This window comes from Falsiroseomonas tokyonensis, assembly GCF_019024325.1.
GTDB classification, from domain to species: domain Bacteria; phylum Pseudomonadota; class Alphaproteobacteria; order Acetobacterales; family Acetobacteraceae; genus Falsiroseomonas; species Falsiroseomonas tokyonensis.
Genome location: NZ_JAFNJS010000008.1, coordinates 72,926 through 90,461 on the forward strand (window position 1 = coordinate 72,926; position 17,536 = coordinate 90,461).

Sequence of the window (17,536 nt, forward strand, 5' to 3'; positions counted from 1 at the left end):
ACCGCCGAGGCACGCACGCCTTTGCCGGCCGGCGCCGAGGCCTGTCCGAACAAGTGGCCGGTTCCACACCCAGGGGTTGCTCACCACCATCATCGAAACGCCGCGCCCGATCTCGGGATCGCGCGCTGATCGTCCCGGCCGAGCAGGATCCCCTCGCCTTCCGCAGGCGCACAACGCGCGCGCGGAAAAGGATGGCGTCCTGATGGATCTGGTTCCGGCCAACGGACGGGGCAGCTCCGCTAGGATCCGGCATGAGTCCATCCCGACCCTGCCGCCCCAGACCGTCACGCTGCTGTCGATCAAGGATCTCGTCACGACGGTCTTCGTTCGGCGCCGCCTGATCCTGCTGGCCTTCATGGCACCCCTTCTGATCGCCACCGCGGCCGCCCTGCTGCTGCCCGTGCGGTGGCCGGCCTCTGGCCTTCTGCTGGTCCAGGTCAGTCGCGAGAACACCGGCGCGCAGGACCTGACCGGCAACGGGCCGACGGTCGTGAGCATCGAGGTCCCCAAGGTCGTGCAGTCCGAGGTGGAGATCCTGCTCTCCGACGTCGTGCTGCGTCGCGCCTTGAGCGGCGATGCGCTGACCAGCATCTTTCCGGATGGCGGCCGGCGGCTTTTCGGTCTGTTGCCGCCGAGCGAGCTCTCCCTCCCGCGGGCTGCGGAACGGCTGCGCCAGGCGCTGCTGGTGCTGTCCTCGAACACCTCCAACGTCGTGCGCGTCCAGGCCTCGCTGCCGCAGCGGGAACAGTCCATCGCCGCGCTGCGCGCCGTCTTCAACGCCTATCTGGCGCACCGCCAGCAGATCTTCGCCCAGTCCGACTCGGCGCTGCTCTCGGTGGAAACGGAACGCATGGCCACGACGCTGCGCGAGTTGGACGAGCAGATCGTCCGCCTGCGGTCCGATCAGCAGATCCTGGACCTGCCGCAGGACATCCTGATGGCCAATCGCCGCATCGAGAATGCGACGACCCGGATCGACGCGCTGGCCGAGCGGAAGGCCGCGACCGATGCGCAGCTGCAGGCCGCCACCCGCCGCCTGTCCGCCTATCCGGCGCGCGTGGTCGCGGCGGCCGAGACGACGAACCTGGCGCCGAATGACGATAGCCGCAACGAGTTGACCCGGCTGCTGCTGGAACGCCAGCGCATGGCCCAGCAATACGCCCCCGATTGGCCGCCGCTGCGGGCCCTGGATCAGCGCATTGCAGCCCTGCAGGACAATATCGCGAGCAATCGCCGGACCCGCTTCGAGACGGTGCGGGAGGTGCGCAACCCGGCCGTGGAGCAATTGTCGCTTCGTATCGCCACGCTGCAGGTGGAAGCCGATTCCATCGGCCGCCAGATGGCCGAGCTGGTAAGCCAGCGCGGAGAGGCGGAGCAGCGCGCGGCAAGCCTTCTCGCAGCGGAATCGATGCTGCGCGACCTGGCGCGCCGCCGCGACGTGCTCGAGACCTCCTTCCGGCAGGTTGCCGGCCGCGAAACCGGCTTGCGCATCTCGGAGGACGCCCGGCGATCGCGCTCACCCTCCGTCATCGTCGCGCAGCCGCCGCAGGCGACGGCCCGCCCCCGCGACCTGCGGGCCGCGCTTCTGGTGGCCGGCCTGTTCGGCGGGCTTGCAAGCGCCGGCGCCGCCGCGGTGCTGCTGACGATCTTTCGCCGCAGCTTCGCGACGACCGATGAGGCCAGTCGCGGACTTGGCTTGCCTGGCCTCGCTTCTATCCCGCCGGGTGCCAAGCTCGCTGGCGGGGCGACCATGCCGCAGATCACCGATCTCGCCGCGATGCTCCTGGATGCGCGGGCGAGTGGTGAGAGGCTTTCGATCGTTCAGTTCGTCGCCACTGGCGACGAGGACGGGCGCAGCGCGATCGCGCTGACCGTCGCGGCCGAATTCGCGCGCGCCCGGAACCTGCGGACGCTGCTGGTCGATCTGCAGTCGGATGGCCGGCCGTTTCTCGCCGCCATGGGGTCGCACCCCGTGCATACGGACCAGGATCCGGAACAGCTGCTCGCCTTCAACACGGCGCTTCCCAATCTCTGGATCGCCTATAATGCACGGGGGAGCCTGCTCGGCGATCCGCATGCCGGCACTGAGCGCACCGTGGCGCTGCTGGAGCGACTTCGGCGGGAGCTGGATGTGGTGGTCCTGGTCGCGCCGACAGATGCCAGTGGATACGCCATGCGACGACTGACGGCGCTGATCGATGTGAATGTCCTGGCACTGCGGGCGGAACGGACCGACAGAGGGGTTGCCAGGGCCGCCTGCAGGGCCGTCCTGGCGGCGGGCGGGCGTCTGGCGGGTTTCGTCATGTCGGGGGAGCGTGCCGTGCTGCCGCCGCGCATCGCCCGGCTCGTCGCATGATGCGCCTTTCGCTGGCCTGCGGCCTGCTGCTGCTCGGCGCCTGCGCCTCGGGCACCAGCAATTTCGAGACGACGCAGTCGATCAATGTCCAGGAGTATCGGCCGGAGGGCTTCGCCCGCTGGACCGACACCCCGGCGCCCTATCGCTTCGGCCCGGGCGACCGGGTGAAGGTGCAGTTCCTGCTGACCCCGGAGGTGAACGAAACCGCGCTGATCGCGCCCGATGGGACGATTTCCATCCGCGTCGCTGGGCGCGTTCAGGCGGCCGGGCTGACGACGCTGGAACTGGAACAGGCCGTCGCGCAGGCCTCTCGGAACGTCCTGACCACGCCGCTGGTCACGGCGGGGCTGGAGGAGGCGGGATCGGCCGTCGTCTTCGTTGGCGGATCCGTGCGTCGGGCCGGCGCCTATCCGCTGACGGGCCGCCAGGGCCTTGTCGAGCTGGTGACCCTGGCCGGGGGCTTCGATGAGGCCGCGCGGATGGACCAGGTCGTGCTGATCCGCCGGTCGCCGGATGACCGCCCGATGCTGCGCACCGTCAATGTCCGGGCCTTCCTGTCCGGCAGGGCGCCCATGACGGATGTGCCGCTGGCCTCCGGCGATATCGTCTTCGTGCCTCGTTCGCGGCTGGGCGAAGTGGGTTTGTGGGTCGACCAGGCCCTCAACCGCATCATTCCCTTCTCCCGCTCCTTCTCCTACGCGGTCAATCGCAACAATCCCACGGGTGGCAATTGACCCTGCGTGAGATCACCCTTCTTGAGAGCATCCCGGTCGCGGCCCTGGATCTTAAGCAGGCGGCGGCGCTGATCTCGGCGCGCGATCCGGCGCTGCCCTTCGCGACGGTCATCCCCATCAACGCGCAGCTTCTCGTCATGGCCAATGCGCCAGGCTCGGCCATCCGGCCCCCCATGGACCAGGCGTGGCTTCGCCTGAATGACAGCCGGATCCTGGCCGCGTTGCAGCGCTGGGCGACGGGCGAGACGGTGCCGCTGGCGCCAGGCAGCGACCTGTGCGTGGAAATGCTGAACCGGGTGATCCGCCCGGATGACGCCGTCACGGTCATCGGCGGCGGTCCCCAGCTTGCTCCCGTGCTGCAGGCGCGCTTCGGGCTGCGCAGGCTGGCGCAACACGAACCGCCGATGGGCTATATGAACAACCCGGCGGCGCGCGATGCCGCGATCCATTTCATCGAGTCACACCCCGCACGCTACATCTTCGTCGCAACCGGGGCCCCCCGGTCCGAGCAGCTGATGGCGGCGGTCGCGGCACGAGGCCTGACGCGGGGCGTCGGCATGGCAGTCGGCAGCGGATTGCTGTTCGCCGCCGGCCTGTCCAAGCGCGCGCCTGCCTGGATGCGGCGATCCGGGCTGGAATGGCTGCACCGGGCCCTGTCGGAGCCGAAGCGGCTCGGCGCGCGCTATGCATCGGATGCGTTGCCGCTGCTGGGCCTGGCGCTTCGCGCCCGGCACGCGCATCGCGCCCGGATGGCTTCGGCATCCTGAAGATGCGTGCGCGGCGGCGGGGCGGCCTCGCCTTCGCGCTGGCCTTCTCCGACCAGGGGCTCTCGGCGCTGCTGTCGCTCGGCACGACGCTGTGGCTCATCCGTCGCGGCACGGCGGAGCAGCTGGCGACCTATGTGTTCTGGGCCAATGCGGCGCTGGTATTGGGCACGGTGATTGGCGCCATGACCACGGTCCACCTCTACCGCCTGCCGCCAACTGCCGGAAGACGGGGCACCGAGCGTGCGATCAATGCGGCGCATCTCAGCCTCACGCTGCTTGCATCCCTCGGCACCTTCCTCGTCGTGACGCTGCTCGGCCCACCCTTCGGTCTTGCTGCGGCCACCCTGTTCGTCGCGGGTTCCCTCATCGGGCTGCATGCGCGCGCCTTGGCCGCGAGCCGCGGGACCATGGTTCATGCCGCGGCCATCTCGGCGGCAGCCATGCTGGCGGTGGGTGCCGCCATCGCCATGGAAGCCTGGCGCAGCCAGTCGCCAGACCTGACGCTGCTGCTGGCCTGCAATGGGCTCGCACAGGCCACTGTCGGGCTATGGGTGGTCTGGCGCCTGTGCGGAGGGTTGGCGGTCGCGGATCTCGGCTTGCCGGCGCGGCGTCGCCAGCTTGTGCTTGCGCGCAGATCGGGCTGGTCGCTGCTGGCGGGCGCCGGGAACGAGGTGTTCACCCGCCTCTACATCTTTGTCGTGCCCGCCTGGTTCGGCGCCACGGCCCTGGCGGCGCTGGCGGCCGCGCAGACCATGCTGCGCCCGGCCACGCTGCTTGCGGGCGCCTTCGGTGCTGCCAGTCGCGGGCCCCTGGTGGCGCGGCGCCATGCGGGGGACACGGCTGGCTTCTGGCGCATCCTGCTGCTCGGCGCCGCCTTCCCGGCGGCCATGACTTTCGTCGCGGGCTGTGTCGTGGCGCTGCTCTGGCCCTGGATATCGGCCCTGATCTTTGGTGGCCGCTATCCGGGGCTTGAGGCAGAGGTGCTGCTTTGGACGGGGGTCCTTGTCCTCGGCTGCTTCTGGGTCGCGGGGCTGGCCGGGCTGCAGGCGCTGGGCCAGCTTCGCCACCTGGCGCAGGCGGAGCTGGGCGGGGCGGCGCTGTGCGGGGTCATGATGCTGCCCATGCTGGTGCTTTTCGGCCCGCGCGGGGCCTTGGTCGCCATGATGATCGGCGGCCTCCTCCAGGTGGTTCTTCTGGCACGGGGGATCCGGCGTGGCCTGTGAGGGGACGGGGTGAACGTCGCAGGCTTGCGCCTTCCCGCTCCATCCCGGGGTTGTTATGAGACCGGTCGGAATTCTTGCGGGGCCTTGTGCCCAGGATGGCTCGTCACATGCTCAAGGCAGCGGCACGCTCGATGCTGCAGTTTCTCGGCCATCGCTACCCGCTCTATAGCGGCTGCGGCACCTTGGCCAATTCTGCTCCATGGCGCTCCATCATGGCGGGGCATGATGAGGAGGCGGTCGCGCGGGTGCGTGGCACCCGGGCCAGGCTGATCGTTCCGGTCCAGGATTTCATCGGCGCGGCTGTCCATTCCTTTGGGGATCTCGACCCCAAGGTGACCTGGGTGGTGCGCAGGATCCTGCGTCCTGGCGACACGGCGCTCGATATCGGTGCCAATCTGGGCCTCGTGGCGGTGGCCATGGCCGATGCGGTGGGTCCGCAGGGGCGTGTGGAAGCCTTCGAGCCGCAGCCACGTTTCGCGGCCCTGGCACGCCGCAGCGCTGCGCTGAACGGCTTCCGACACCTCACGATCCATGACGTCGCGCTTGGGCGTCGCGACGCAACCGTGCAGCTTCATATCCCGCGACATAACAAGGGCACCGCCTCGATCGCCAGGGTCGAAGGCGCGGAGGATGTCATCGAGGTGCCGCAGCGTGCAGCGGGTGCCATGCTGGCTTCGCTGGGCCTCGGGCCGATCCGCCTGCTCAAGATCGATGTCGAAGGCTACGAACCCGAGGTCCTTGGCGGAGCCGAGGCCTATCTGCGGCGCAATCCGCCGGATGCGATCCTGTTCGAGTTGAACGAGTATGCGGGCGCGTTCCACGACCAGCCGCTGGTCGGGCAACTGGCGTCGCTCGGCTACCGGTTCGCCGAGATTCCCAAGTGCCTGTGGCGCATGCGACTTCGGCAGGTTCGGTCCAACGAGCTCGGGAAGCTGGCCAACGACATCCTTGCCGTGCGGCACGATGCGACGGGCGATGCCATTTTTGCCGCGACGAATGCGGCATGACAGACCATCGCAGCAGCAGCAGCCTGTGGTGGCTTCTGCTGTTCTCGATGTTCTTTCAGATATTTCACTACAAGCAGGAAACCGGCCCGCTCTACTACCTGGCAAAGATCTGGCCGCTACTCATCTTTCCGCTGATCGTTTACGGCGTTCTGCTTCAAAAATTGGTCGATCGCGTGCTCTACATCGTGCTCGGCCTCTATACGATGGTTCTGACCCCTTTCCTCTCGATGATCCATCTGTCCAATGGACTGCTGGATGCCATCTTCTCGACGGTCAAGGCCTGGCCGCTGACCTTCTACTTCTCCGTGGCGGGGCTGTTGGTATTGCTCCGGCCGTCGGAAAGTGGCGTGGCGCGTGGTGCGCTCGGCGCGGGATTCATGACATTTGGCGTGCTTGGAATTCTTTGGGTCGTCGTGCCTGAGGAATGGTACCAGCCCACCGTTTTCGGCGCCAATATGTTTTCCTGGGATGAGGGGCGCGGCAATTATATCCGCATGCCCATGATGCTGGCCATGGTGGCGCTCTTCTACGTCGGACATTGCTTTTCGCGGCAATGGCGGCCGTGGCAGTTCCTGCTGCTGGCCGCGGGGCTGGCCATGATGGTGGTGATGTACAAGGCGCGGCTGCCCACCGGCGTGGCTTGCCTGATCCTGCTGATGATCATTGCGATCCGCTTGCCAAAGATCTGGCTATGGGGGTTGGGCGCAGTGTCCACATTGCCTGCCATTGCGCTGATCATCATCTTCGGCCCGCTCGTCCCGGATCTTATCGCCACGACCTTCGACGAATCTCTCTTCATCCGTCTCCGATCTTCACGCATCGCATTGGACTGGATCCTTCAGGATCCCATGCGGCTTATCCTCGGCTCCGGTTCCGTATCGAGTTTTTCCGACCTCACCATGGGGGACTATCTAGGGTACGCGGATTTTTTTCTTGCAGATATCGGCTGGCTCGGCGTGCTGATGGAATATGGGGTGATCGGTACGGGATTGATTGTCGCCATTCATCTTCGCGCCTTGATGGTGACGCGCGCGGTCAGGCGCGGCGATCCCTTTCGAGAGGCGCTGGCGAGTTATGTCTTGTTCGAGATACTGTGTTCCGCGGTCTATTCCGTGATGTATGCGCCAGGGCCCGTGGTCACCGCTGCGGCGCTGGCCTGGTGGTTCTCGCTCCGCGATGACGCCGGCTTGGCGCGAGGGGAGGCCTCGAGAAATCCCCTTCCTGGTATGGGTGGAGAGGGACCCGAACCCGAAGCGCTCGGGTTGCGCGGTCGAACCATTTAGCGGGGGATTTCCGGCCGGGCGAAGGGCACGAGGGATGATGCGCGCGAGGGCGATCCAGCCATCCTGTTCGCTGACAAGCGCGACGACAGTAGCCCAAGCGGCGAGACCTGGGTGACGCTGCCGGCCTGCCGGAGCTACTGGCCGGGCAGAACCGACATCTCCGGCCCAGGTTCAGCCCTGCCCAATTTCGAACTCCGCTTTCGCAAGGAATGCTTCAGCAACCGCCGACAGCTTCCTCGGCTGGCCGCACCCATCGCACTCCGTGCTCTGGGTCAGGCGTTCACTCACCCTGACGTCAGGCCCGCCCGTGGCAGTGCTTGTACTTCTTCCCCGACCCGCAGGGGCAGGGCGCGTTGCGCGGCGTGGCGGCCCAGGTGGCGGGGTCGTTCGGATCCACCACCTGCGCCGTCATCGGCGCACGTGCCGGCTGGGTCGCGGTGCCATAGCCGGCAGGCGGCGGCCCGTCGGCATATTCCAGCTCGTCCAGACCGCCCATGCCGCCCATGGCGCCATCGGGCGCCGGGTGGCGCATGTCCATCACCCGCACCGGCTCCGGCATCGGCGGCGGCGCATCGGGACGGATGTCGATGCGCATCAGCACGCTGGTGGTGCGTTCCCGCAGATCCTCCAGCATGCTGTTGAACAGGTTGAAGGCCTCGGACTTGTATTCGTTCAGCGGGTCGCGCTGGCCATAGGCGCGCAGGCCGATGCCCTGGCGCAGATGGTCCAGCGCCAGCAGGTGTTCCTTCCAGACCGCGTCGAAGATCTGCAGCAGCAGGGACTTCTCGACCATGCGCATCAGGTCGACGCCGACATTGGCGACGCGCGCGGCGTAGCTTTCCTCCGCCGCCTTCACCAGGCGCTCGCGCACCTGGGTCTCGTCGATGCCTTCCTCCTGCGCCCAGGCTGCCACCGGCAGGTCAAGGCCCAGCACGTTCAGCACCTTGTCCTGCAGCCCGGCCAGGTCCCACTGCTCGGGATAGGCGTTTTCCGGGATGGCGGTATCGACCAGATGGCCGATCGTCTCCCGCCGCATCTCAGCCACCGTCTCCGCCACATCCGGCGCCATCATGAAGGACTTGCGCTGGGCATAGACCTCCTTGCGCTGGTTGTTCATGACGTCGTCGTATTTCAGCAGATTTTTACGAGTATCGAAGTTGCGGGCTTCGACCTTCTTCTGCGCCTTCTCCAGCGCCTTGTTGATCCAGGGATGGACGATGGCCTCGCCTTCCTTGAGGCCCAGCTTCTGCAGCATCCCGCCCATGCGGTCGCTGCCGAAGATGCGCATCAGGTCGTCTTCGAGGGACAGGAAGAAGCGGCTGGCGCCCGGGTCGCCCTGGCGGCCGGACCGGCCGCGCAGCTGGTTGTCGATGCGGCGGCTCTCGTGGCGTTCGGTGCCGATCACAAGCAGACCGCCGGCGGCCTTCACGGCGGGGCGGATCGCCTCGACCTCGGCCTTGTGGCGGGCCAGCGCCGCCTCGTATTCCGGGCTGTCGCTATTGCCGACCTCGGCGCGGGCCAGCATGTCGGCATTGCCGCCGAGCTGGATGTCGGTGCCGCGGCCGGCCATGTTGGTGGCGATGGTGACGGAGCCGGGGCGACCGGCCTGGGCGACGATACCGGCTTCCTGCTCGTGGAAGCGGGCGTTCAGCACCTGGTGCGGCACGCCCTTCTGCTTCAGCAGCTCGGAGATCAGCTCCGACTTCTCGATGCTGGTGGTGCCGACCAGCGTCGGCTGGCCCTTTTCCCGCGCCTCGGCGATGAGCGCCGCCACGGCCTCGTATTTCTCGCGCGCGGACTTGTAGACCTCGTCATCGGAATCGATGCGGGCCACCGGCACGTTGGTGGGAATCTCCACCACTTCCAGCTTGTAGATTTCCGCGAACTCATCGGCCTCGGTCGAGGCCGTGCCGGTCATGCCGGCAAGCTTCGGATAGAGCCGGAAATAATTCTGGAAGGTGATGGAGGCCAGCGTCTGGTTCTCGGGCTGGACGGTGACGCCTTCCTTGGCCTCCAGCGCCTGGTGCAGGCCCTCGGAGTAGCGGCGGCCTTCCATCATGCGGCCGGTGAATTCGTCGATGATCACGACCTTGTCCTGCCGGACGATGTAGTCGACGTCCTTGGTGAAGAGGACATGCGCGCGCAGCGACTGGTTGGCGTGGTGCACCAGTGTGACATTGGCGCTGTCATACAGCGCGCCCTCGGTCAGCAGCCCGGCCTCGGTCAGCGCCGCCTCCAGCGCCTCCGTCCCCGCCTCGATCAGATGGACGGTCTTGAACTTCTCGTCCTTCTCATACAGCGAGGTGTCCTTCACCAGCTCCTTCATCACCGCGTTCACGCGCTGGTACAGGTCGCTGCTGTCGTCGGACGGGCCGGAGATGATGAGCGGCGTCCGCGCCTCATCCACCAGGATGCTGTCCACCTCGTCGACGATGGCATAGGCGAAGTCCCGCTGGACCATCTCCTCCAGCCGGTACTTCATGTTGTCGCGCAGGTAGTCGAAGCCGAATTCGTTGTTCGTGCCGTAGGTGATGTCGCAGTGATAGGCCTCGCGGCGCTCCTCGTCCGACTTGCCATGCACGATGGTGCCGGTAGTCAGGCCGAGGAAGCCGTAGAGCTTGCCCATCCATTCCGCGTCGCGGCTGGCGAGATAATCGTTCACGGTGACGACATGCACGCCCTTGGCGGGCAGCGCATTGAGATAGACCGGCAGGGTGGCGACCAGGGTCTTGCCCTCGCCGGTCTTCATCTCGGCGATGCGGCCGTCATGCAGCACCATGCCGCCGATCATCTGCACGTCGAAATGCCGCATGCCCAGCGCACGCTTGGCACCCTCGCGCACGGTGGCGAAGGCTTCCGGCAGGATGTCGTCCAGCGTGCGGCCGGCCGCGAGCTGGGCGCGGAATTCCGCGGTCTTGCCCCGCAGGGCCTCGTCGGACAGCGCGGCGAGCGCGGGCTCCAGCGCATTGATGGAGGGCACCCGCGCCTGGAAGCGCTTCAGCGCCCGGTCATTGGCATTGCCGAAAACGGCGCGGACAAGGCGTTGGAACATCTGGGAAAGCTGTCTCCGACCCGCACTGAGAAGACCAGCAGCGTCACGGGGATCGCGCCCGGGCGTCGGGGGCGCAAGGCCCAATTCGGGCTGGGGCGCGAGGCCGGAGAGATAGGCGCCCGACCCTGCCGCGTCAACGAGAGGCGCCGGAGCGCCCGCTCCGGCCCGCCTTGTGGCGCCCCCCCGCATCGGCCATCTTCCGCCCACCATGACGGAAACCACCCCGATGCGCCGCAAGGCTTCGCTCCTCGCCACCCTGCTGCTGAGCACGGCCCTGGCGGCAAGCCCGGCCTGGGCCCAGGCCCCCGCCGCGCCGGCCCCCGCCCCCGCTGCGGCCCCCGCCGCCGGCCAGGACCCGGTCGTGGCGCGCGTCGATGGCGCGGAAATCCGCCTGTCCGAGCTGCAATCCGAGGCGACCCGCCTGCCGGAGGAGCTGCGCGCCATGCCGGCGCCCATGCTGATGCCGCTGCTGCTGGACCAGCTGATCACCCAGAAGGCGATCACCGCCGCCGCCCGCGCCCAGGGCCTGGCGAACGACCCCGAGGTGCAGGCCCGCCTGCGCCGGGCGGAGGAGGAGGCGCTGCAGCAGGCCCTCATCACCCGCGCCGTGGCGCCGCAGATGACGGATGAGGCGCTGCGCGCCCGCTACCAGCGCGAGGTCTCCGGCCGCCCGGCCGAGGAGGAGGTGCGCGCCCGCCATATCCTGGTGGCCAGCGAGGCCGAGGCCCGCACGGCGCTGGCCGAGGCGCGCCGCGCCGGCGCCGACTTCGCCGAGGTCGCCCGCCGCCGTTCCACCGGCCCCGGCGCGCGGGAGGGCGGCGACCTCGGCTTCTTCAAGCGCGGCGACATGATCCCGGAATTCGCCACCGCCGCCTTCGCCATGCAGCCTGGCCAGATCTCGGAGGCGCCGGTGCGCACCCAGTTCGGCTGGCATGTCATCAAGGTGGAGGAGCGCCGCGCGGTGCCGCCGCCGAGCTTCGAGGATGCGCGCGAGGCGCTGCGCCAGCGCGCCTTCGAGGAAGCGGTGACGGCGGAGGTGGAGCGCATCCGCGGCGCTGCCCGGATCGAGCGCTTCGCCATGGATGGCAGCCCGCTGCCGGCCACGCCCGCCCCCTCCCTGCTCGACGGCGCCGCGCCGCCGGCTGCCCAACCTCGTCGCTAAGAGACCAAAAAGATGGCTGGCAAGGACCTTCCCGTCTCCCCGCTCGCGCTGCCGCTGCCCGAAATGCCCGCCATCCCGGGGGTGCGCCTCGGCTCCGGCCGCGCCGAGATCCGCTACAAGGCGCGCGAGGATGTGACGATGATGGTCTTCCCCGCGGGGACCAGCGTGGCCGGCGTCTTCACCCGCAACAAATGCCCCGGCGCGCCGATCGACTGGTGCCGCGCCGCGCTGAAGGGCGGCCGCGCCCGCGCCCTGGTCGTCACCGCCGGCAATTCCAACGTCTTCACGGGGAAGGCCGGCCGCGAGACCTGTGCGCAGACGGCCAAGGCCATGGCCGAGCTGGCCGGCTGCAAGCCGGGTGAGGTGTTTCTGGCCTCCACCGGCGTGATCGGCGAGAAGCTGCCGACCGAGAAGCTGGTGGCCGCCCTGCCGCCGCTGTTTGGCCAGCTGAAGGATGATGGCTGGGCCGGCGCGGCGCGGGCCATCATGACCACCGACACCTTCCCCAAGGGCGCGACCCGCACGGCGAAGATTGGGGAGACGACCGTCACGGTCAGCGGCATCGCCAAGGGCAGCGGCATGATCGCCCCCGACATGGCAACCATGCTGTGTTTCCTGGCCACCGACGCCAAGGTGCCGGCCGCGGCCCTGCAGGCGATCCTCGCCAAGGGCACCCAGAAATCCTTCAACTGCGTGACGGTGGATAGCGACACCTCCACCAGCGACACGGTGCTGCTCTTCGCCACCGGCGCGGCGAAACACCCGCGCGTGCCGGCCGAGGGCGGCAAGATGCTGAAGGATTTTGCCCGGGCGGTGCATGAGGTTCTCATGGACCTGGCCCTGATGGTCGCGCGCGACGGCGAGGGCGCCCAGAAGCTGATCCGCATCGACGTGACGGGCGCGGTGACCAACAAGTCCGCCCATCGCATCGCCATGAGCATCGCCAATTCGCCGCTGGTGAAGACGGCGATCGCCGGCGAGGACGCCAATTGGGGCCGCATCGTCATGGCCGTCGGCAAGGCCGGCGAGCCCGCCGATCGCGACCTGCTGTCCGTCGGCGTCGGCGGCACCTGGATGGCCCGCGAGGGCAGCGTGGTGCCGGGCTATGACGAGGCGCCGGTGATCGCCCATATGAAGGGGCGGGAGGTCGAGATCACGGTCGACCTGGCGCTGGGCCGCGGCAAGGCCACCGCCTGGACCTGCGACCTGACGCATGGCTACATCGACATCAACGGGTCTTATCGGAGCTAGGCTCGACGAGCCCCGCCGGTCAGGCCTCGACCGGCGGCAGGCCACTCCGCTGCAGGTCGTCCACCGCGGTGCCGATCAGCTCGGCGAAATGCTGCGCCTCCTCGGCCGCCTTTCGCCAGCGCTCCGCCTCCTGGGCCAGGTTGCGCTGCCGGGCGGCGCGCTCCATCGACAGGTACAGGTTCCGCCGGTCCCGCTGCGTCCGGAAGGCGATGCCCAGCGCCTTCTCCAGCGATTCGGCCTGATGCGCCACCAGCGTCCGGGCGCCATAGGCATGGCCGATCTGGCAGCGGAAACGGGGCCAGGGCGCGTCGCCGACCTCGTTCAGCACGCCGCCGCATTCGGGGCAGCCCAGGGCGCTCGGCCGGCCGACGGTGATGATGTCCTCGCTCATGGCCGAGATCTCCTGCCGGGATATGCGCGCCTCGAGCAGAAGCTCGGCGGGGATGGGGACCGGGGGCGGGGCGGGATCCTGCGCCAGGCGCCGTAGCAGTTCCGGCAGCGCGGCCACCGGCAGGCAATGCTCCGCCTCGGCCCGCTCCCGCGCATTCCGCGGCATGTCGGGCCATTCGGCATCCGCCGGGTCCTGCACCACGGTGCGGCCGCCGCAGCGTCGGATCGCCACCAACCCTTCCGAGCCATCGTCCAGCATGCCGCTCAGCACCACGCCGATCACCCTGTTGCCGCAGGAAACGGCGGCGGAGCGGAACAGCGCATCCACCGCCGGCCGGACCCGGTTCTCCTGCGGCCCGCGGCGCAGCAGCATCCGCTCGCCCCGATCGTCGAGGAGCAGGTGGTGGTCCGGCGGCGCGACATAGATGCGTCCGGGCTGGATCAGCTCGCCCTCCACCGGATGGCTGGCCGGCAGCGGGCCGACACGACCCAGGATCTCCGGCAGCGTGCTGCGCGCGCCGGGCGGGATGTGCAGCACGACGAAGAGCGCCGCTGGCAAGTCCGCCGGGAGGCCGCCGCAGAGCGTACGGAGCGCGCCGACGCCGCCGGCCGAGGCCCCCAGGACGATGATGTTGTGATTCACGGGTGGCCCCCTCGGGCGGGCGCATATGCGCTGTACCACCAGGCACAACCCCGGCCGCGCCCTGGGGTTGCCTGGCACGCTCACCATGGCCACCGCGACCATCCTGCCACACTGCGGCAGTTCTGCCGCAAAAGCCGGATCGGGCCATGACGCGGGGGCCTCGATGGCCCATACAGGGGTGCCGCCCCGCCGGTGGGTCGGCACGGAGTTGGACCTGCGACTTCCGCATGGCGATATTCATGGTGCCCCCCACGACGCCCCCCGAGACCCTGGACCTGCCGGGCGACGACCCCGGCAATGACCCCTTGGCCCCCCCGCCCTTCCAGCCGCTGCGCACGGATCGGCTGACGCTGCGCCCCCTGCGGCCGGAGGATGCGGCGGAGCTGCACCGGCTGGTGAATGACTGGGAGGTCGCGAAAACCCTCGCCCGCGTGCCCTTCCCCTATCCGCGGGCGCTCGCCGATGACTGGATCGCCTCCACCCGCGCCCAGATGGCCGAAGGCACCGCCTGGCACCTGGCCATCACCGGGCTGGAACAGGCCGGCGAACCCGGGGAGCGGGAGGTGCTGGTGGGCTGCATCGGCCTGACCCGCAATAGCGCGAAGCGGGAGGCCGAGCTCGGCTACTGGATCGGCCGCCGCTTCTGGGGCCATGGGGTGGGGCCGGAGGCGGCCGCGCGAATCGCCAGCTGGGCGCTGGCCAATCTGGAGCTGGACCGGCTGGTCGCCTCCGCCCTGATCGAGAATGGCCGCAGCCAGGCCGTGCTGCGCCGCATCGGGTTCCGGGAGACCGGCGAGGGCGTGCGCGAATTCCTGGCGCGCGGCGGGACGATGCCGGTAAAACTCTTCGAAATGACCCGCGCCGACCTTCCCCCCGCAGTGGCCGAGGCCGCGCCCGTGCCGGAAGGCGCGGCGCGGCACATCCTGCTGGTCGCCGCCTGCGCGCTGATCGACCCGGATGGCCGCGTGCTGCTGGCGCGGCGGCCGGAGGGCAAGCCGATGGCGGGCCTATGGGAGTTCCCGGGCGGCAAGGTGCATGCGGGGGAGACTCCGGAAGCCGCGCTGATCCGCGAGTTGAAGGAGGAGCTGGGCATCGATGTGGCCGCCAGCTGCCTGGCCCCCTTCACCTTCGCGAGCCACCCGCTGGGCGAGCGGCACCTGGTGATGCCGCTGTATCTCTGCCGCCGCTGGGAAGGCCGGGTGCAGCCGCTGGAGGGCCAGGCGCTGGCCTGGGTGCGGCCGAACAAGCTGGCCGACTACGCCATGCCGCCGGCGGACAAGCCGCTGGTGGCGATGCTGCGGGATTTCCTGTAGCGCGCGCCACCCGCCCGGTGATATCATTCGATGATATCATCTGATCGATAGGCAAGATATGGGCCAGATCCTGATCCGGAACCTGGATGAAGCCGTCATCGAACGGCTCAAGAGCAAGGCGCTGGAACGCGGAACCTCCCTGGAGCATCTGGCCCGAGAGACCCTGACCGAGGCCTCACTCGCCTCCGACCGAGCGGCCTGGATCGCGCGAAGCCGTGCCCTTCGCGCGCAGACGACGCCGGACCCGCAATGGGACAGCACCGCGGAAATCCGCCGGGCGCGCGATGCGCTCGCGGCGCGATGGACGGGTGACGAAGCAGGCCCTGCCGGCTCGTGAAGCGCATCGTCGTCGACGCCTCGGTCGCCGTGGCCTGGTTCGCCGCCGAGGCCGACAGCGACAGGGCGGAACAGGTGCAGAGCAGCGGAGCCGAGCTTCTGGCCCCTAGCCTGCTGCTGGCGGAGATCGGCAATGCCCTGCTGACCAAGGCACGACGCAAGACCGTGCCCCACGGCCACGCCCAGGCCGTATTGGCCGAATTGCGGCGCAGCGGCATGCTGACGCTGTTCGACATGGACATCCTGGCCATGCCAGCCTGCGTCATCGCGGAGCGGCTATCCCACCCGATCTACGACTGCCTGTACCTTGCCCTGGCGCAACGGGAGCAGGCGGAAATCGCCACCTTCGACCGGCGCATGGCCGAATTGGCTGCACGCCTCGCCATCCCCCTCGTCCCGCTGGAACCCCCCGCATGACCGCCGCCGCCAACCCCACCGCCTGCCTGCTGGTGATCGGCAACGAGGTGCTCTCCGGCCGCACCAAGGACGCCAATATCAACTTTCTCGCCAATCGCCTGGGCGAGATCGGCATCCCGCTGCGCGAGGTCCGCATCATCCCGGATGTGCGGGCAACGATCATCGCCACGGTGAACGAGGTGCGGCAAAAGTTCGACCATGTCTTCACCACCGGCGGCATCGGGCCGACGCATGACGACATCACCAGCGAATGCGTCGCCGGCGCCTTCGGCGTGCCCTGGGAACCCCACCCCGAGGCCTGGGCGCGGATGGAACGCCACTACAAGCCCGGCGAGTTCAACGCCGCCCGGCAGCGCATGGCCACCATGCCCCGTGGCGCCACGCTGATCGACAATGCCATCTCCATCGCCCCCGGCTTCACAATGGGCAATGTGCATGTGATGGCTGGCGTGCCGCGCATCATGCAGGCGATGTTCGAATCCCTCGCCCCCACTCTCGCCGGCGGCCCGCCCATCGCCTCCCGCGCCGTGCATGCGGATGGGGTGATGGAAGGGCGGATCGCGGAGGGGCTGGCGGCGATCCAGGCGCGCTGGCCGGATCTCGACATCGGCAGCTACCCCTATTACCGCATGGGCGGCGGCGGCGTGGCCCTGGTCGCCAAGGGCAATGACCCCGATGCGGTGGAGGAGGCGGCGCGCGCCATCACCGTGCTGCTGCGCGCCATGGGCAGCCATCCGGTGCAGGGCGAGCCCCCGGCCTGAGCGAAAGGCTCCAATCCGGTTCGACATCGACCATTGCGGGAAATCCGACCAGTCCCATCTGACATTCCGAGCCGCTTTCCACCTCTGCCTTTCCACAGGGCGCGATGATGCGATGGCAGCCCGCCCTCGCCACATCGAGATGCCGATAGGACCCCGATCTTGAACATCCAGACCCCCGCCCGCAGCCTCGGCGCCCTCCAGCCGGCCACGCCCATCCGCCCGACGCGTGAGGAGGCGGAGGCCGCCGTCCGCACGCTGCTGCTCTGGGCCGGCGACGACCCCTCGCGCGAAGGCCTGCTGGACACCCCCGCCCGCGTGGCCCGCGCCTATGGCGAATTCTTCTCGGGCTACGAGACGGACCCCGTCGAACTCCTCGCCCGCTCCTTCGAGGAGACGGACGGCTATGACGAGATGGTGGTGCTGCGCGACATCCGCCTGGAATCCCACTGCGAGCACCACCTGGTGCCGATCATCGGCCGCGCGCATATCGCCTATATCCCGGACGGCCGGGTTGTCGGCATCTCCAAGCTTGCCCGGGTGCTGGAAGCCTATGCCAAGCGCCTGCAGATCCAGGAGAAGCTGACCGCCCAGGTGGCCAACACCATCGAGCAGGTGCTGAAGCCGAAGGGCGTGGCCGTGGTGATCGAGGCGCAGCACCAGTGCATGACCACCCGCGGCATCCACAAGCCGGGCGTCTCCATGGTCACCAGCCGGATGCTCGGCGCCTTCCGGGACGATGCCTCCACCCGGCGCGAATTCCTCGCGATGATCGGCGCGCCGCGCGCCAGCGCGGAGGCCTGAGGCCCGCTCGGCCGGAGGCGCGCGGCCTGCACCCGCAGCC

15 protein-coding genes are annotated in these 17,536 nt (G+C 68.9%); 13 read left to right on the plus strand and 2 right to left on the minus strand.

The window, feature by feature from the left end; all coding sequences use genetic code 11:
* Positions 1-202 precede the first annotated feature (202 nt).
* From J3S20_RS23120 to J3S20_RS23145, 6 genes are all read left to right on the plus strand, one after another.
* On the plus strand, positions 203-2,356 hold the full coding sequence (locus J3S20_RS23120) for a Wzz/FepE/Etk N-terminal domain-containing protein (RefSeq protein WP_216839013.1): 2,154 nt from the start codon (positions 203-205) through the stop codon (positions 2,354-2,356).
* Positions 2,353-3,090 carry a polysaccharide biosynthesis/export family protein gene (locus J3S20_RS23125; protein WP_246603195.1) on the plus strand — a complete coding sequence of 246 codons (738 nt, stop codon included), beginning with the start codon at positions 2,353-2,355 and terminating at the stop codon, positions 3,088-3,090. Before J3S20_RS23120 ends, J3S20_RS23125 begins: the two co-directional genes overlap by 4 nt.
* Positions 3,087-3,857 carry a WecB/TagA/CpsF family glycosyltransferase gene (locus J3S20_RS23130; protein ID WP_216839015.1) on the plus strand — a complete coding sequence of 257 codons (771 nt, stop codon included), beginning with the start codon at positions 3,087-3,089 and terminating at the stop codon, positions 3,855-3,857. Before J3S20_RS23125 ends, J3S20_RS23130 begins: the two co-directional genes overlap by 4 nt.
* Before the next feature lie 2 nt (positions 3,858-3,859).
* Positions 3,860-5,080 carry a polysaccharide biosynthesis protein gene (locus J3S20_RS23135; RefSeq protein WP_216839017.1) on the plus strand — a complete coding sequence of 407 codons (1,221 nt, stop codon included), beginning with the start codon at positions 3,860-3,862 and terminating at the stop codon, positions 5,078-5,080.
* Between the two features lie 107 nt (positions 5,081-5,187).
* A complete protein-coding gene (locus J3S20_RS23140; protein WP_216839019.1) occupies positions 5,188-6,087 on the plus strand; it encodes an FkbM family methyltransferase in 900 nt (299 codons plus the stop codon).
* Complete coding sequence (locus J3S20_RS23145; RefSeq protein ID WP_216839021.1) at positions 6,084-7,370, plus strand: hypothetical protein; 1,287 nt, start codon at positions 6,084-6,086, stop codon at positions 7,368-7,370. The genes J3S20_RS23140 and J3S20_RS23145 overlap by 4 nt, the downstream gene beginning before the upstream one ends.
* Before the next feature lie 295 nt (positions 7,371-7,665).
* On the opposite strand, the gene secA is transcribed toward J3S20_RS23145, so the two are convergent.
* Positions 7,666-10,422 carry a preprotein translocase subunit SecA gene (gene secA, locus J3S20_RS23150; protein ID WP_216839023.1) on the minus strand — a complete coding sequence of 919 codons (2,757 nt, stop codon included), beginning with the start codon at positions 10,420-10,422 and terminating at the stop codon, positions 7,666-7,668.
* A gap of 208 nt (positions 10,423-10,630) precedes the next feature.
* On the opposite strand from secA, the gene J3S20_RS23155 reads away from it, so the two are divergent.
* The gene (locus J3S20_RS23155; protein ID WP_246603196.1) at positions 10,631-11,584 is read left to right on the plus strand and encodes a peptidylprolyl isomerase; all 954 of its coding nucleotides are present in this window, start codon (positions 10,631-10,633) and stop codon (positions 11,582-11,584) included.
* Between the two features lie 12 nt (positions 11,585-11,596).
* On the plus strand, positions 11,597-12,835 hold the full coding sequence (argJ, locus tag J3S20_RS23160) for a bifunctional glutamate N-acetyltransferase/amino-acid acetyltransferase ArgJ (RefSeq protein ID WP_216839025.1): 1,239 nt from the start codon (positions 11,597-11,599) through the stop codon (positions 12,833-12,835).
* A gap of 19 nt (positions 12,836-12,854) precedes the next feature.
* Here the strand turns inward: argJ and J3S20_RS23165 are convergent, their stop codons facing one another.
* Positions 12,855-13,868, minus strand: a complete 1,014-nt coding sequence (locus J3S20_RS23165; protein WP_343215281.1) for a chemotaxis protein CheB — start codon at positions 13,866-13,868, stop codon at positions 12,855-12,857.
* 239 nt (positions 13,869-14,107) lie between these two features.
* Between J3S20_RS23165 and J3S20_RS30955 the strand changes: the two genes are divergently transcribed.
* From J3S20_RS30955 to folE, 5 genes are all read left to right on the plus strand, one after another.
* Positions 14,108-15,181, plus strand: coding sequence for a bifunctional GNAT family N-acetyltransferase/(deoxy)nucleoside triphosphate pyrophosphohydrolase (locus J3S20_RS30955; protein WP_216839027.1), 1,074 nt, complete (start codon positions 14,108-14,110; stop codon positions 15,179-15,181).
* A 58-nt stretch (positions 15,182-15,239) separates the two neighbouring features.
* A complete protein-coding gene (locus J3S20_RS23175; RefSeq protein ID WP_216839029.1) occupies positions 15,240-15,518 on the plus strand; it encodes a FitA-like ribbon-helix-helix domain-containing protein in 279 nt (92 codons plus the stop codon).
* The gene (locus J3S20_RS23180) at positions 15,515-15,934 is read left to right on the plus strand and encodes a type II toxin-antitoxin system VapC family toxin (RefSeq protein WP_216839031.1); all 420 of its coding nucleotides are present in this window, start codon (positions 15,515-15,517) and stop codon (positions 15,932-15,934) included. The genes J3S20_RS23175 and J3S20_RS23180 overlap by 4 nt, the downstream gene beginning before the upstream one ends.
* Entirely contained in the window at positions 15,931-16,695 is a 765-nt protein-coding gene (locus J3S20_RS23185; protein WP_216839033.1) for a competence/damage-inducible protein A, read from the plus strand. The genes J3S20_RS23180 and J3S20_RS23185 overlap by 4 nt, the downstream gene beginning before the upstream one ends.
* A 159-nt stretch (positions 16,696-16,854) precedes the next feature.
* A complete protein-coding gene (folE, locus tag J3S20_RS23190; protein WP_216839035.1) occupies positions 16,855-17,496 on the plus strand; it encodes a GTP cyclohydrolase I FolE in 642 nt (213 codons plus the stop codon).
* Positions 17,497-17,536 lie beyond the last annotated feature (40 nt).

Excerpts from the sequence above, each read along its gene's own strand:
- J3S20_RS23120 (WP_216839013.1), top strand. The coding sequence starts at position 203 with ATGGATCTGGTTCCGGCCAACGGACGGGGCAGCTCCGCTAGGATCCGG.
- J3S20_RS23125 (WP_246603195.1), top strand. The coding sequence starts at position 2,353 with ATGATGCGCCTTTCGCTGGCCTGCGGCCTGCTGCTGCTCGGCGCCTGC.
- J3S20_RS23135 (WP_216839017.1), top strand. The coding sequence starts at position 3,860 with ATGCGTGCGCGGCGGCGGGGCGGCCTCGCCTTCGCGCTGGCCTTCTCC.
- J3S20_RS23140 (WP_216839019.1), top strand. The coding sequence starts at position 5,188 with ATGCTCAAGGCAGCGGCACGCTCGATGCTGCAGTTTCTCGGCCATCGC.
- J3S20_RS23145 (WP_216839021.1), top strand. The coding sequence starts at position 6,084 with ATGACAGACCATCGCAGCAGCAGCAGCCTGTGGTGGCTTCTGCTGTTC.
- secA (WP_216839023.1), bottom strand. The coding sequence starts at position 10,422 with ATGTTCCAACGCCTTGTCCGCGCCGTTTTCGGCAATGCCAATGACCGG.
- J3S20_RS23155 (WP_246603196.1), top strand. The coding sequence starts at position 10,631 with ATGACGGAAACCACCCCGATGCGCCGCAAGGCTTCGCTCCTCGCCACC.
- argJ (WP_216839025.1), top strand. The coding sequence starts at position 11,597 with ATGGCTGGCAAGGACCTTCCCGTCTCCCCGCTCGCGCTGCCGCTGCCC.
- J3S20_RS30955 (WP_216839027.1), top strand. The coding sequence starts at position 14,108 with ATGGTGCCCCCCACGACGCCCCCCGAGACCCTGGACCTGCCGGGCGAC.
- J3S20_RS23175 (WP_216839029.1), top strand. The coding sequence starts at position 15,240 with ATGGGCCAGATCCTGATCCGGAACCTGGATGAAGCCGTCATCGAACGG.
- J3S20_RS23185 (WP_216839033.1), top strand. The coding sequence starts at position 15,931 with ATGACCGCCGCCGCCAACCCCACCGCCTGCCTGCTGGTGATCGGCAAC.